Below are 11,890 nucleotides of genomic sequence, written 5' to 3'. Positions count from 1 at the left end.
ATTTAATTGATTACGATATAACTGTTGCCTGGATCAGGCAGAATGGTATAGGTGTATTTTGCACTCTGACTCATATTCCGGCCGTTCACGAAATTTCTCAGTTCGTTATCCAGAACAATGTTCAGCGGGTTTACACAGTAAGTGGGATTATTGGGATTGGCTATGTCAAAAATGCATGATGTAGAGTAAAACCCTGAAACATTGGTGAAAGTATCACCGCCGGCATTTTGGAGGGTAATTTCCCTTGGATAGCTATATTGATCAATGAAAGGACTCTTCATGCCCAGAATATTATCTCCTGTTGCCGTTCGGTCTGCTTTAATCTTAAACTTTACATAAGGAGGAGCAATCATTTTGGTTCTGGAACGGCTGTCATAATAATGAAGTGTCAGTTTTCCCATCTTACCAAACTGTGTAGGTCCAAATGTAGTTCTGAAATTTTCTATATTTTCTATTTTCAGCTCTACGTAAACGGGTTTCTTTTTAATATCGAATTTGAAAGTTGTCTTCACCGGAGAATTATCATTCAGGTAAGAATAAGAACAGAAGATAGGAACTCCCGGCTGGCTTTTTGAGAACGTTCCCTTAGAAATATGGTTCACGAAAGCTGCATATCCCTGAAAAGACTGTGCTGCTGTAACGCCGCTTCCGCCAATCAGGTATAAATTGAAATCAGCACCATTCAGGAAGTTTTTTTCCTCCTGCGTCAGAGAACTTTCTCCCTTTACAAACAGCTTGCTGAAGGTTTCATTAATCGTCTTTTTTGCTGTTTCTGCCTGCTCATTCGTTTCAATAGAGAGAACACCCATTCTTCCGTAAGAAATAGAACTTACATAAACAGGTTCCACACCGCCACTGTCAAAATTATTGTCATTAACAAGCGATCCTGCCGGAATATCCATATCCAGCGTGAAAGAAGTCTGGTAAAACTTCACATAAAATCCGCTTCTTTTTGAGATCATTCCCTCTTCAATATTGGTAGAGGAAGAATTTTTCCCGAATAATGATCTGGTGTTCACATTTGATCCGAAGGCTACCTTCAGCTCATCATAAGACGTAAACTGTTCAACACTGTAACTTAAAGTACCATTCTGCGTAAAATCTGCAGTTTGGATATAATCCTGTACCATTTGTCTGGTCTTGGACAATGAAGGCTGATCTATCGTAAATGCTGTTTTTTTGTTCAAAGCCGGAATAGACATAGAAACGGTAACAGGTTTTACCGAAGCCGAAATAGGTTTAAAATCCATATTCTGGATAGAATTCCCTTTCAGAAGAGATCCCGGGAAAATATATGCCTGTAAATGAGGCAATACGATCGATTCTGAAGACTGAAATTCACGGGTTTCCGTAAAATCATCAGGATCTGTTGCTCCCTTCGCTGAAGTTTTAAACTTTGAAAGTGATGAAGGATAACTTCCATATGAAGTAATGTTAATAACCTGTTCAGGCGTACGTGCCATCTGATTATCATCCAATTTTGCCGCCTCATTAGTACAGCTCCCCAAGACTGCTAAAGAAAAAGCAGCCATAACATATATAAATTTTCTCATAGTCTGTTTTTACTCCGGATATTGTCTTCTGAAATAGAAAAGAACAAAATCCGGTGCGGTTGAAATTTCAGTACACCAGTAATTCCTTGTATAGTGAAATTTATGGGTGTAAAGATAATATTTTGCACCATACCGTGAAATATAATTCATGAAATTTATTGAAAACGTAATGAAACAGGCTGTTTTGGGTAATAATCCGTTGATATTAAGTTAAATATTTTAGGGTGAAAAGTATAATTTTTGGAAAACAAAAAACTCCCCAGACAAAAATGCCTGAGGAGCCCTATTTACAAATTAAATTATTTCTTACTTACCGAAAAAGATCTCGTCCTGTTTCTGCTGCTCATTATAAATCAGTTGAAAATTATCAGGCATATTCTGATAAAGAAGCTTCCACTGCTGGATTTTTGAATGTTTTTTAAAGCTTTCCAGCGATCTTACAAACAGGTTTTCGATCACGGTTCTCACATAAGAATCACCGTTTCTGTAGATCCAGTCCATCAGTTTGATATGATGGGCTACGATGTAGATTTTCGATTCCTGCAGCATATCCTTCAAATAGTTAATGGTGGCCTGAATCACACCGGCAAAGTTTTCCTGCACAGATAACTGAGTGATTTCACTTCGAAGTGGTGGATAGAAAAATTTTAAGTATTCAACGGCTATTTTTTTATTAATAGCCTGCATTTGTACTTTCATCATAATTAATATTCTTCAGTATTTATCTTGCAGCGAAATGTGTACCAAAATTTACAGCATGGCAGCAAAAATAAAAACTCCTATAATCACAGCGATGTGAGTAACCAATAGCTCTGTATTGTGCCTGTTGGTCGTGGTTTTCCAGGTTTTCCAGTCGGATATCCTTCTGATTTTTGTTTTCATAATCTATTGAATTTGAGTGGTTTTGATTTTAAAGCAAAATCTGCTTTTGTAATGAAACAGACGAAAAATGTAACGAAAATTTTAAATTCCGTGATTATAAATCTGTCTCGAATACGTTTGTTGCAGCTCTTTTGACATATGACTGAAGATCACTTTACGGTATTCTCCGCTACAGAACGCTGTAAAATTGTCCAGAGAATAAATAAAAACGCCCTCGACTGCATTTTTTAAAGCAAGATCTCCGTTTGTGTAAATTTTGTCCATTTTCTGAATGCTCTTGAATAAAACATTTCTGTCATTCTGGCGGACCATATTTTTGATACGTTCCGTGAACGTGCGGATGACGCTGTACGAGTTCTGAGGCATCGTTTTCGTAAGTTCGTTTTCAAAGTCAGGAATAACTTCTGTAATTTCCCGGACGGCTTCTGAATAGTTCATATGATTAATGATTTTGTTCTAAAAGTTTGATGATGGCTCCAAGGACGAAAACGGTCATAAAAGCCATGAGAAGCAGATGGTAAGGTTTCAGCCACTTCGGGGTTTCCGGTCCTCTGCTTTTTAATCTTCTTAACTTGTCAATGCGGTTTAAAGTCTTTAAGTCCATATTGTATGTTTTGAAGATGATGAAGCGAATGGCGTTCCTTTGAATGTTAGTTTTATTTAATGTATTTAAAATCAATCTTTTATGTATTTTTATTGATGTGCCATGATCAAAAAAATCCTGTCAAAATGATAAGGTTTTTATCAGAATGAAATGAAGAGGACCAATTTTTTAATTTTAAATCAATACGTTTCTAAGAATATAAAGAAACGCTGCTTTGCAATCTGGTCTCCTTAAAAAAATCATCTGATTTTATCTTAACGTTCCTTATCTCCTTCATTAATCTTAATGGTTTAAATCTACATTTGAAAGAAAATCTGCATGATCTGCCAAATACGCGAGAGATAAAAAACACCAGCCATTTATTTTCTCCCAAACATCAGCCGACTTATTTTATTTGTATGATAGAAAGAATAGAATGAATATCTTTGCACTCCAAATTATTCAGGACATGTTTTCAAAAATTATAGTACACAGAGTAGGAAATAAAATCAACGGAGAATCTTTAACGCTGTCTCAGGAAGAGCTGAAGCTGGAAGAAGGAATGGCAGAGTTGCTTGAAGATTACTTTTTAGGTTCTTTTAAGTCGGAAGAGACCTTCAATTTTTACAGTGACACGTATTTGGTCAATAATCCGGTATACAGTTCCGTATCCGAAATCTTTGAAGACAAAGCGAAATTCCTTTGGGAGTCTGAGAATATTGCAAAACACCTTTTTGAAGCGGCTGAAAACCCTAGAGTTCAGGGTGGAGAACTGTTTATCGTACTTTTTGAAGAAGAAAGTGACCGTCCGGATAAAGTAGATAAAATCGGGATCTTTAAAACGGAAAAGAGAGAATCTTTCCTTAAAATTTCTCCTCAGGAAGAAACTTTTGACATTGAAAAAGACCAGGGAATCGGTTTGTCTAAAATCGATAAGGCTGCTTTAATTTACAACAATAATAAAGAAACGGGTTACGTACTTTCTGTGGTTGACAACAACAAAAACGGAGATATGTACTACTGGTTCGAAGATTTCCTGAAAGTAAAACAGCGTGACGACGAATATTTCCACACACAGGAAGCTTTAATGGTGTACAAAGATTATATCACCAAACAGCTTCCACAGGAATTTGAAGTTTCAAAAGCAGACCAGGCCGATTTCTTAAATAAATCCATCAATTTCTTCAAAGAAAAAGAAGAATTTAAGCTGGACGAATTTGCAACCGAAGTATTGGGAGATGAACATGTCATCGAAAGTTTTGTAAACTTCAAAACCGATTACGAGCAGGATATGCAGGTGAATATTGCCGAAGAATTCCCAATAAGTGAAGCGGCTGTAAAGAAAACACAGCGTCACTTCAAAAGTATCATTAAACTTGATAAAAACTTCCACATCTACATCCACGGCGACAGACAGAAGCTGGAAATGGGCGAGGACGACAAAGGAAAATACTACAGACTTTACTTCGAAAAAGAAGTATAACCAAACGAAAATAACCTGAGTTAGGGTTTGAGCGTGAGAGAGTGAGAGAGTGAGAGAGTCGGAGAGTTATAGAGTGATAGGGTTTGAGAGTTTTGGACTGGTGGTCAGCTGCTGGTTGCTGGTTCGTGGTGGTTAAGTTAATAGGATTATTGTCTGATATCTGGAGTCTGATATCTGAAATCTTGATTCCAGCATTCACCATCCACTTGCGAAGCAAAATTCATCATTGACATTCTAAATATAAAGAATCAAAGAGGGCTAATTTTTAAATTGGTCCTCTTTTCTTATTGGGTATTTCGCCCCTTTTTCCTTCCTTTGTGAGATGAAAACAACCATTATCGATCTGTCCAAACCGATTCAGTACAATGCCGGAGACCCTTGGTTTATGAGGGTTAAGATCAAGCATAAGGCTCACCAAAAATCACACTGGCTGATCCGTCTGGCATTGAATCTTCCGTTCAGACTTTTTCCAAAAAACTGGACAGGATGGGCAGATGATTCTATTAAAAATATGGGACTTCATGCGACAACGCATATTGATGCACCATGGCATTACGGTCCGGTGGTTGAAGGAAAACCTGCCAAGACGATTGACCAGATTCCTTTGGAGTGGTGTTATGGAGACGGTATTGTCATCGACTGTACCCATAAAGAAGATTTTGTAGCCATTACCATTGATGACCTGAAAAAAGATCTCAATAAAAACGGAATCACGATTCAGGAAGGAAATATAGTCCTGATCCGAACCGACCGTGATAAAATGATGGGAACCTCGGATTTTGTAGAAAAAGGAACGGGAATGAGCAAGGAAGCCACCGAATGGCTGATCGACCAGGGCGTAAAAGTAATGGGAATCGATCAGTGGGGCTGGGATCTTCCGTTAAAATTTATGGCTAAAAAAGCAAAAGAACTCAATGATCCGGAATATTTTTGGGAAGGTCATCGTGTCGGCATTGAAAAAGAATATTTACACATTGAGCAGCTTACCAATCTCGCAGCACTGCCTCCTTCAGGATTTAAAATCAGTGTATTTCCATTGAAAATTGTAGGTGGATCTGCGGCACCGGCCAGGGTAGTGGCGATTATCAATCCTTAGGCTGGAAGTTACCCTTGTCAAGGTTCTGAACCTTGACAAGGGTACTCTTCACAACTATTTTTTCCTGAAGAACAGCGCTCTTCCGTATTCATAGTTCATTCTCGCAATATTCAGCACAGAAATTCCCTGAGGACATTCCACTTCACAGGCTTCCGTATTGGAGCAATGCCCGAAAAGCTCATGATCCATCTGGCTGACCATATTCAGGACACGCCCGCTTCTTTCCTCTTTACCCTGGGGAAGAAGAACCATATGAGTGATTTTTGCAGAAGTGAATAAGGCGGCACTTCCGTTTTTACAGGTAGCCACACACGCCCCACATCCGATACAGGCGGCAGAGTCAAAAGCTTCCTCAGCAGTTTGGTGAGTCACTGCAATTGCTGTAGCATCAGGAGCCTGACCCGTATTCACCGATACAAACCCACCTGAAGAAATAATTCTGTCAAAAGCAGACCGGTCTACTTTAAGGTCTTTCTTTACCGGAAAAGCTTCTGCCCGGAAAGGCTCGATTAAAATCGTTTCACCATTTTTAAAAGACCGTAAGTGAAGCTGGCAGGTAGTTGTATTTTTTAAAGGTCCGTGGGCAATTCCGTTGATCATCATACCGCACTGTCCGCAAATTCCTTCACGGCAATCGTGATCGAATTCTACAGGTTCGTCGCCTTCCGTAATGAGTTTTTCATTTAAAGTATCCAGCATTTCCAGGAAAGACATGTGCGGATTCAGTTCTTTCAGATCATAACTGACCAGTTTCCCTTCGCTCTTTCTGTCTTTCTGTCTCCATATCTTAAGGTGTAAATCCATAATGTTTGTTTTTTATTTGTAGCTTCTTACCGTTGGCTGTATCTCTTCAAATATCAGCGGTTCCCTAATCAGCTCAGGTTCACTGTTTTCACCAGCCCATGCCCATGCGGAGATAAACTGATATTCGGTATCATTCCTTAAAGCTTCTCCGTCCGGGGTTTGATATTCTTCCCGGAAATGAGCTCCGCAGGATTCATTTCGGGTTAAAGCATCGTAGCACATCAGTTCACCGATCTCGAAATAATCGGCGACGCGGCCGGCTTTTTCAAGTTCCGTATTCATGGTGTCACCCTGTCCTGAAACCCGTACATCTCTATAAAATTCCTGTTTTAATTTCCTGATTTCTCCGATGGCATATTTCAAACCTTCTTCATTTCTGGCCAACCCACAGTAATCGTATAAAAGTTTTCCTAAGGTTTTGTGGAAATAATCAACGGTTTTTGTTCCTTTGATATTGATGAAACCCTGTATTTGTTTTTTTACAGCATTTTCGGCGGCTTCAAACTCAGGGCTATCAGGTGAAATTTTTCCGGTATGAATTTCATCAGCCAGATAATTGGCAATGGTATAAGGCGCGATAAAATAACCGTCTACGGAAGCCTGAAGCAGAGAATTGGCTCCCAATCTATTCGCTCCGTGATCTGCAAAATTAGCTTCACCCAAAGCAAAAAGTCCCGGAATGGTAGTCATCAGTTCATAATCTACCCAAAGTCCGCCCATTGAGAAGTGAGCAGAAGGAGATATCATCATCGGTTCATCATAAGCATTGTATCCTGTGATTTTAAGATACATGTCAAATAAATTTCCATATTTCTCCTGAATCTTTTCCTTTCCCTGTTCTCTTATCGCTTTGGAAAAATCAAGATAAACAGCATTTTTCAAAGGCCCGATTCCAAAACCGGCATCAATTCTTTCTTTAGCAGCACGGGAAGAAATATCTCTTGGAGCCAGGTTTCCAAAAGCAGGATATCTACGTTCCAGATAATAGTCTCTTTCATTTTCCGGAATATCATTAGGCAATCTGGTCTCATCGGCCATTGAGGGAACCCAGATTCTTCCGTCATTACGCAAAGATTCAGACATCAGCGTTAATTTAGACTGATAATCTCCCGATTGCGGAAGAGAAGTCGGATGTACCTGAATCCAGCTCGGGGAAGCCATCAAAGCTCCTTTTTTGTGAGCCCGCCAGATCGCAGAACCATTACAGCCCATAGCTAAGGTTGAGAGATAATAAATTTTGCCATAGCCTCCAGTTGCCAGAACGACTGCATGGGCAGCATGTCTTTCAATTTCTCCGGTATCTAAATTTCTGACGATAATGCCTCGTGCTTTACCATCAATCATGACCAAATCGAGCATTTCATGTCGGGAATACAGCTGTACGGTTCCTTTTCCAACCTGTCTCATCAGGGCCTGATAGGCTCCAAGAAGGAGTTGTTGTCCGGTTTGTCCCCTTGCATAAAAGGTCCGGCTCACCTGAACACCACCGAAGGAACGGTTGTTGAGGTAGCCACCATATTCACGTCCGAACGGAACGCCCTGCGCTACGGCCTGATCGATGAGGTTTAAAGAACATTCAGCCATCCGGTAGACATTAGCTTCACGGGCTCTGAAATCTCCGCCTTTCAATGTGTCTACGAACATTCTGTAAACACTGTCTCCGTCATTTTTATAATTTTTAGCGGCATTCACACCACCTTGCGCGGCTACGGAGTGGGCTCTCCTCGGGCTGTCCTGGAAACAGAATGATTTGACATTGTAACCCATTTCACCCAGTGAAGCAGCAACAGAGCTTCCTGCCAATCCGGTTCCGACGACAATAACGTCCAGCTTTTTACGGTTGGCAGGATTAACGAGCTTGGCCTTCTTTTTATAGTTGTCCCATTTTTGTTCCAATGGGCCTTGAGGTATTTTTGAATTTAAAATCATAACTTTTCTGTTTAATGGGCAGTAAAGAATACGTAAACGGGCATCAGCGCAAAACCTATACTGATAATGACTGAATAGACAATTCCGGCGGTTTTGAACCATTTTACAAACTTGGGGTGAAATAATCCCAGCGTTCTGGCCGCACTGTGAATTCCATGGATCAGATGATAGCATAAAGCGGCCATTGATAGTACGTAAATAATGACATACCACCATTCCTTGAAAACCGTTACGACAAGGATGTACAGATCCTTATTCCCGTTGGCGTCCAGCGGTGGATTTCCGAATTTGTAGACATACCAGAAATTCTGAAAGTGAATCACTAGGAAGATCAGGATCAGCGTACCGAGAATTCCCATATTGCGGGAATACCATTTACTGGCTCTTCCGCGGTTTTCCGACTGATAATGACCTCCCGATTTTTTATTTTTCAGGGTAATAAGCAGTCCATCCACAGCATGCAGAATAATACTTGCATACAGAACGTAGGAAACCATTTTGATCAGAATATTTCCGGACAGAAAATGCGAATAGGCATTAAACTGCAGGTGCGCCTGCTCCGGCGGAAGAAACAGCTGGAGATTTCCCAAGAAATGGATCAACAGAAAGAAGCTCAGGAATAATCCTGTAAGGCACATCAGCATTTTTCTTGACAAGGTTGACAGCATATTTTTGATTTAATGATTAATAATATCCTAAAACTTTCATCCATAGTCCTCCTACGACCATATAGATGATGAGTAAAACAATTCCGATTTCAAGACCTCTCAGCCACCAGGCTTTCAGCTCGACATAGCCACTTCCGTAGAATACCGGAGCAGGGCCATGACCGTAATGGGTAAGTACTCCATAAATTGAACCTAAGAAACCAAGCATCATAGCCAATAGCATCGGAGGAATTCCTAAAGAAACACCAACACCCAATAATGCTGCATACATCGCAGCCACGTGAGCCGTTGCACTCGCGAAAATATAGTGGCTGAAAAAGTACACGACAATAATCACCGGAAAGGCAACCTGCCAGCTTAATCCACCTATTTTTACTTTGATCAGATCACTGAACCAGCCTATGAAGCCGAGCTCGTTTAAAGAACTGGCCATCATCACCAGAACCGCAAACCACACGATGGTATCCCAGGCACCTTTTTCCCCTTTGATATCTTCCCACGTCAGAACTGAAGTAAGAAGTAACATGGTAAGTCCTATGAAAGCTGTTGTGGTAGCATCAATAGACAGTGCTCCTCCAAATATCCAAAGGGCTAAAAGGATAAAGAAAGCCAGTAACATCAACCATTCGTTTCTGGAAATAGGTCCCATTTCTTTTAATTTCTGAGCGGCCATTTTCGGGGCATCGCCAGTTTTTTTCAACTCAGGCGGATATAATTTGTACAAAACCAACGGGACCACGAAGAATGCGACTAAGCCCGGAACGAAACCGGCTGCAGCCCATGACATCCAAGTAATATTGATTCCTAAATTCGCCGCAAATTTCTGACACATCGGGTTACTCGCAGTCCCGGTAAGGAACATGGATGAAGCGATAAGGTTCATATAATAACTGTTCAGAGTAAGGAAAGATCCTAGTTTTCTGTGGGTTTCCGGTTTTTCAGGAACAGAATCGAAACTGATGGCCATAGATTTCATGATCGGGTAAATGATTCCACCACCTCTTGCCGTATTACTCGGAATCGCTGGAGCCAGACATACATCGGCAAGTCCAAGTCCGTAAGCCAGCCCCAATGAGCTTTTACCGAAAATTCGGATGAATAAAAAGGCAATCCTGTTTCCCAATCCTGTTTTGATAAATCCTCTGGCGATAAAGAATGAGATCCCGATCAGCCAGATCACTTTATCCCCAAATCCGGACAGTGCTTTTGTAATTGATTTTCCGGCATCTCCCGGTGCAACTACCTGAGTAAGCGCTGTAAATGCAATGGCCATCATACACATGGTGCCCATAGGGGCTGCTTTAAGGATGATTCCTAAGATGGTGGCCGCAAAAATAGCGAACAGATGCCAGGCGTTTTCAGCGACACCTTCCGGAGCAGGAATAAACCATATGATCAGCGCAACGGCAAACGTTATCGCGATATTTCTGATATTAATTTCTTTCATGATCTATAAATATTTAAGCGGTTAAAATCTACTTTGCACCTGAACAATGAATAGATTGTTGTTGTATTGTGATGTGTTTTCTACCTGATGTTTGTACCGGTCAAACTGCATACCCAGCTGGATTCTTGCTCCATAGTTTTTGAGGAATTCCAGTCCGAACATCGGCGTTATGGTCTGTCTTGGATTGGAGTTCAGCCTGAAATTGGTATCCAGATATTCGTATCGACAAGAGAGTTCGAAGGCGCTGAGGTTTTTATGATTGATCTCGTACCGTACATTCGGAAGGAAATAAGCGCCACGGATCAGGTATTGATCAGGATTGGAAGGTCTCAACTCCGGATCCATCGTGTTGTAGAGAACATGATTGGTCGCCTGTTTCGCTTCCAGTTGCATATCCAGACTCCATTTCGGGTCAAACTGGATCAGTGAGCTAAGATCAATTCCTACGGCGTAAACTTTTTTGCTTAACACTTCACCGACACCGCCATTCAGGCCGACGTTGAAGTTATATTTTTTTGAAAGACCGAAAACCAATCTCGTGGAATACTGCTTCCCGTCGTCATTGTCATTGATCTGATTTTTCCCGTTTCCATTGACGACTGACACCGCATACTGGAAAGGAATTTGGCCCAACTGAAGCTGCCCCGTTGCAGAAAGCCCGATCTGGAAGCTTGTCCAGCCCAGTTTTCCAAATTCCGTATACTGATTGGACCAATCCAGAGATTTGATGATGTCAATAGGATAGGTTTCTTCAATTCCGAACCAGGGTCTGAATTGTCCGACTGTAAAGGCGAGCTTAGGATTGAAGGTGTATTTCAGGTAAGCATTTTCAAGGACCCTGCTTTTGGGATCGTTTTTAAAGTCAGCGAGGTTGGCAAGTGCTACGACTTCCGTTCTTTTGCTGATCTGTGCGCGTACCTGAACCCTCATGTACTTGAGCATGAAATTGTTGCTGGTTCCAGACCCGTCCGCATGATGCAAACCGTTTACATCTACATCTTTAGTCATGCCTACGAGATAACGTGCCTGGAAAAGGCCTTTGATCTGAAGCACCGGATATTTCACATTGTCTTCCTCCTGCTTGTTCTGCTGCAGAGAATCCTGGATCTGTGCGCTGGCGGAAAAACTTGCCAACAGGGCACAAAAGATCAGACTTCTCTTTTTTGGTGAAAAAAGGGTCATAGTATTTGTGTTTAAAAAATTATTATTTAGTCGCCTGGAAATTGGAAATGGACTTGCTCCAATTCATGGAACTTATTGTAGTCATCAGCTTTTCCGAATATTTGTAGGCTTTTCCACTACAGTCTTCGCAATGAATTCCGATTCCTGATATGGGGATAGGGGTGAGGATAATTAAAGGGAACTTTTTCATAGTCTGATTATTTGAATTTAAATGAGAGTTTAATTGAAAATAATGCAAAAAAATTCAATAATTTCTAAACGTA

14 protein-coding genes are annotated in these 11,890 nt (G+C 40.8%); 2 read left to right on the top strand and 12 right to left on the bottom strand.

The features are described 5' to 3' along the window. Positions 1 to 2 precede the first annotated feature (2 nt). The 6 genes from BM143_RS05125 to BM143_RS05110 form a co-directional block, all read right to left on the bottom strand. Complete coding sequence (locus tag BM143_RS05125; RefSeq protein ID WP_090023530.1) at positions 3 to 1,553, bottom strand: thiol-activated cytolysin family protein; 1,551 nt, start codon at positions 1,551 to 1,553, stop codon at positions 3 to 5. Positions 1,554 to 1,562: 9 nt separating this feature from the next. Then, positions 1,563 to 1,703: a hypothetical protein gene (locus tag BM143_RS23910; protein ID WP_167375241.1), complete on the bottom strand. Its 141-nt coding sequence runs from the start codon at positions 1,701 to 1,703 to the stop codon at positions 1,563 to 1,565. Positions 1,704 to 1,859: 156 nt separating this feature from the next. Further along, the gene (locus tag BM143_RS05120) at positions 1,860 to 2,255 is read right to left on the bottom strand and encodes a DUF7674 family protein (protein WP_047449580.1); all 396 of its coding nucleotides are present in this window, start codon (positions 2,253 to 2,255) and stop codon (positions 1,860 to 1,862) included. A gap of 48 nt (positions 2,256 to 2,303) precedes the next feature. Beyond that, on the bottom strand, positions 2,304 to 2,435 hold the full coding sequence (locus BM143_RS24230; RefSeq protein ID WP_262483641.1) for a hypothetical protein: 132 nt from the start codon (positions 2,433 to 2,435) through the stop codon (positions 2,304 to 2,306). Between the two features lie 81 nt (positions 2,436 to 2,516). Next, positions 2,517 to 2,873: a DUF7674 family protein gene (locus tag BM143_RS05115; protein WP_034730433.1), complete on the bottom strand. Its 357-nt coding sequence runs from the start codon at positions 2,871 to 2,873 to the stop codon at positions 2,517 to 2,519. 4 nt (positions 2,874 to 2,877) lie between these two features. After that, positions 2,878 to 3,039: a hypothetical protein gene (locus tag BM143_RS05110; protein WP_228384080.1), complete on the bottom strand. Its 162-nt coding sequence runs from the start codon at positions 3,037 to 3,039 to the stop codon at positions 2,878 to 2,880. A 448-nt stretch (positions 3,040 to 3,487) separates the two neighbouring features. Between BM143_RS05110 and BM143_RS05105 the strand changes: the two genes are divergently transcribed. Further along, positions 3,488 to 4,501 (top strand): nucleoid-associated protein, encoded by a 1,014-nt coding sequence (locus tag BM143_RS05105; RefSeq protein ID WP_034730550.1) that lies wholly within the window; start codon positions 3,488 to 3,490, stop codon positions 4,499 to 4,501. Positions 4,502 to 4,823: 322 nt separating this feature from the next. Beyond that, positions 4,824 to 5,597, top strand: coding sequence for a cyclase family protein (locus tag BM143_RS05100; RefSeq protein WP_090023528.1), 774 nt, complete (start codon positions 4,824 to 4,826; stop codon positions 5,595 to 5,597). A gap of 54 nt (positions 5,598 to 5,651) precedes the next feature. Here BM143_RS05100 and BM143_RS05095 read toward each other — a convergent pair whose 3' ends face one another. From BM143_RS05095 to BM143_RS23905, 6 genes are read right to left on the bottom strand one after another with little or no spacing between them, the layout of a single operon-like run. Next, positions 5,652 to 6,401 (bottom strand): succinate dehydrogenase/fumarate reductase iron-sulfur subunit, encoded by a 750-nt coding sequence (locus BM143_RS05095; protein ID WP_047449562.1) that lies wholly within the window; start codon positions 6,399 to 6,401, stop codon positions 5,652 to 5,654. 12 nt (positions 6,402 to 6,413) lie between these two features. After that, positions 6,414 to 8,330 carry a fumarate reductase/succinate dehydrogenase flavoprotein subunit gene (locus tag BM143_RS05090; RefSeq protein ID WP_090023527.1) on the bottom strand — a complete coding sequence of 639 codons (1,917 nt, stop codon included), beginning with the start codon at positions 8,328 to 8,330 and terminating at the stop codon, positions 6,414 to 6,416. Positions 8,331 to 8,341: 11 nt separating this feature from the next. Then, positions 8,342 to 8,998 carry a succinate dehydrogenase cytochrome b subunit gene (locus BM143_RS05085; RefSeq protein ID WP_090023526.1) on the bottom strand — a complete coding sequence of 219 codons (657 nt, stop codon included), beginning with the start codon at positions 8,996 to 8,998 and terminating at the stop codon, positions 8,342 to 8,344. Between the two features lie 16 nt (positions 8,999 to 9,014). Beyond that, on the bottom strand, positions 9,015 to 10,445 hold the full coding sequence (locus BM143_RS05080; protein WP_047449555.1) for an anion permease: 1,431 nt from the start codon (positions 10,443 to 10,445) through the stop codon (positions 9,015 to 9,017). Between the two features lie 21 nt (positions 10,446 to 10,466). Beyond that, positions 10,467 to 11,627 carry a porin gene (locus BM143_RS05075; protein WP_090023525.1) on the bottom strand — a complete coding sequence of 387 codons (1,161 nt, stop codon included), beginning with the start codon at positions 11,625 to 11,627 and terminating at the stop codon, positions 10,467 to 10,469. 22 nt (positions 11,628 to 11,649) lie between these two features. After that, complete coding sequence (locus tag BM143_RS23905) at positions 11,650 to 11,817, bottom strand: hypothetical protein (RefSeq protein ID WP_167375240.1); 168 nt, start codon at positions 11,815 to 11,817, stop codon at positions 11,650 to 11,652. Positions 11,818 to 11,890: the final 73 nt, after the last annotated feature.

Origin of the sequence: Chryseobacterium oleae, from assembly GCF_900115055.1 — a bacterium.
GTDB lineage: Bacteria > Bacteroidota > Bacteroidia > Flavobacteriales > Weeksellaceae > Chryseobacterium > Chryseobacterium oleae.
Note: the sequence above shows the minus strand (reverse complement) of the source record. Positions and strands in the feature narration are given on the sequence as shown.

Bases quoted from the DNA above. Each gene is read 5' to 3' on its own strand.
- BM143_RS05125 (WP_090023530.1), bottom strand. From the start codon at position 1,553: ATGAGAAAATTTATATATGTTATGGCTGCTTTTTCTTTAGCAGTCTTG.
- BM143_RS23910 (WP_167375241.1), bottom strand. From the start codon at position 1,703: ATGAATTATATTTCACGGTATGGTGCAAAATATTATCTTTACACCCAT.
- BM143_RS05120 (WP_047449580.1), bottom strand. From the start codon at position 2,255: ATGATGAAAGTACAAATGCAGGCTATTAATAAAAAAATAGCCGTTGAA.
- BM143_RS24230 (WP_262483641.1), bottom strand. From the start codon at position 2,435: ATGAAAACAAAAATCAGAAGGATATCCGACTGGAAAACCTGGAAAACC.
- BM143_RS05115 (WP_034730433.1), bottom strand. From the start codon at position 2,873: ATGAACTATTCAGAAGCCGTCCGGGAAATTACAGAAGTTATTCCTGAC.
- BM143_RS05110 (WP_228384080.1), bottom strand. From the start codon at position 3,039: ATGGACTTAAAGACTTTAAACCGCATTGACAAGTTAAGAAGATTAAAA.
- BM143_RS05105 (WP_034730550.1), top strand. From the start codon at position 3,488: ATGTTTTCAAAAATTATAGTACACAGAGTAGGAAATAAAATCAACGGA.
- BM143_RS05100 (WP_090023528.1), top strand. From the start codon at position 4,824: ATGAAAACAACCATTATCGATCTGTCCAAACCGATTCAGTACAATGCC.
- BM143_RS05095 (WP_047449562.1), bottom strand. From the start codon at position 6,401: ATGGATTTACACCTTAAGATATGGAGACAGAAAGACAGAAAGAGCGAA.
- BM143_RS05090 (WP_090023527.1), bottom strand. From the start codon at position 8,330: ATGATTTTAAATTCAAAAATACCTCAAGGCCCATTGGAACAAAAATGG.
- BM143_RS05085 (WP_090023526.1), bottom strand. From the start codon at position 8,998: ATGCTGTCAACCTTGTCAAGAAAAATGCTGATGTGCCTTACAGGATTA.
- BM143_RS05080 (WP_047449555.1), bottom strand. From the start codon at position 10,445: ATGAAAGAAATTAATATCAGAAATATCGCGATAACGTTTGCCGTTGCG.
- BM143_RS05075 (WP_090023525.1), bottom strand. From the start codon at position 11,627: ATGACCCTTTTTTCACCAAAAAAGAGAAGTCTGATCTTTTGTGCCCTG.
- BM143_RS23905 (WP_167375240.1), bottom strand. From the start codon at position 11,817: ATGAAAAAGTTCCCTTTAATTATCCTCACCCCTATCCCCATATCAGGA.